Origin of the sequence: Streptomyces sp. NPDC056222 (assembly GCF_042264065.1) — a bacterium.
Classification (GTDB): domain Bacteria; phylum Actinomycetota; class Actinomycetes; order Streptomycetales; family Streptomycetaceae; genus Streptomyces.
Genome location: NZ_JBHJTL010000218.1, coordinates 1 through 1,306, shown reverse-complemented (window position 1 = coordinate 1,306; position 1,306 = coordinate 1). Strand labels below are relative to the sequence as shown.

The 1,306-nt window shown below is 57.8% G+C and carries 3 protein-coding genes; 1 reads left to right on the top strand and 2 read right to left on the bottom strand.

What is annotated here, in order from left to right; translation table 11 throughout:
* Positions 1 to 347: DUF1833 family protein (locus tag ACFC0D_RS38605; protein WP_376446793.1), on the bottom strand; the 347-nt coding region annotated here is incomplete at its 3' end.
* 112 nt (positions 348 to 459) lie between these two features.
* Here ACFC0D_RS38605 and ACFC0D_RS38600 point away from each other — a divergent pair.
* Positions 460 to 657, top strand: coding sequence for a hypothetical protein (locus ACFC0D_RS38600; protein WP_375861968.1), 198 nt, complete (start codon positions 460 to 462; stop codon positions 655 to 657).
* 243 nt (positions 658 to 900) lie between these two features.
* Here the strand turns inward: ACFC0D_RS38600 and ACFC0D_RS38595 are convergent.
* On the bottom strand, positions 901 to 1,306 hold a 406-nt coding region (locus ACFC0D_RS38595; protein ID WP_376446791.1), incomplete at its 5' end, for a hypothetical protein.

The following is a 1,306-nucleotide window of genomic DNA, read 5'->3' as shown; positions in this document are numbered from 1 at the left end:
GTCATCGGCAGGTCGTAGCTGGCCTCGATCACGTTCGGGTCAGCCCGGTCGGTGATCATCAGGCGCGCCGTGACCAGCTCGCTGTGCTGCAGACGCTCCAGGTCCTCGGTAATTGATCGGCCCACGTTGTCGAGCGCCAGTTGGGCGCGTGGCGCCTGTCCGCCCACATCGTCGGGCAGCTTGAAGCCGAACGGGAATCCCGTATAGACGTTGCCCTGGCTCACCCAGTCGGCCGTGTCGTTGACGATGCGCAGCACCTCCACAAACGAGGGGGCGCGCAGCTCCAGCAGGAGAAGGATGCCGGTGGTGTCGGTGGTCCGCTGCCGGCGTTCGAGGAAAGTTGCCATGGGTATGCCTCAATGAAGAAAGCCCGCACATGGCGGGCCTTGTTAAAGTGGTCAAGCTGACCGGTAAACGTGGAGCCGGAGATCAGCACGTTACTTGACAAAGGGGGTCACTATGCCTTTGCAAATCAACAACATGACGCTCAGCCGTCATGCCTCGCCACCACACGCACTAGTCCACCTGTACGATGAGGACAACTGTGCAGTCATCGTCAAAGTGGAGCTCGGCGCGAAGTCCATCGAGCAGTACACGCTAGAGGAAATCACGGACCTGGCGAAGCAGGCAGCGAAGCATCTAGTCTCGTCCACCTAGTTTGGCTTCCAACCCACGAACGATATGCGCAAGCGTGTCGTTCGTGGCTCTCAGCATCTGCACTTCGCCTTCAATTCTGGCAACGTCGGATTGAAGAGACGCCACAACACTTTCAAGCGACACTGTCTTCAACCCAGCAGCAGCTCCATTGCCGCTCATGCGAGTTCTCCATATTTTCAACAGAATCGACCACATTCTTTAGCACCCCAAGCGCGGAGCACTGCCGGCGTTCGGTGAACGTGCTCATCGCAGGTACTCCACGACCGCATCCATCCTGAAGTCACCCGGAAGTTTCTCGTCCGGCACCAGATCGCCAAGGGCACCATTTTCGAAGCGTGCTTTGACTGTCAGACCCGTATACGGGTGCACCATTTCGAACCAGCCGATCCGCTTGATCACGTCGAAGTACCAGGTCTCGAACGCTGTAACGTCCGCTATGCTGGCAAAGTAGAAGTTCATGGACTGCTTAACGAGCACCTGACTATTGAGCAGGCGCTGCCTGGGCACACCCCTTTCCATTTCCGTGCGTTCGATCGAGGGATCGAAGGAGCGCTTTTGCCCGTCGAAAGTGATCCTGGCAACAACCGGCAACGTTTCCATCAGATTGCATCTCCCAGACCGAAGCGGCCCTTGATTGCTGAGTAGGTGC

Excerpts from the sequence above, each read along its gene's own strand:
- ACFC0D_RS38600 (WP_375861968.1), top strand. The coding sequence starts at position 460 with ATGCCTTTGCAAATCAACAACATGACGCTCAGCCGTCATGCCTCGCCA.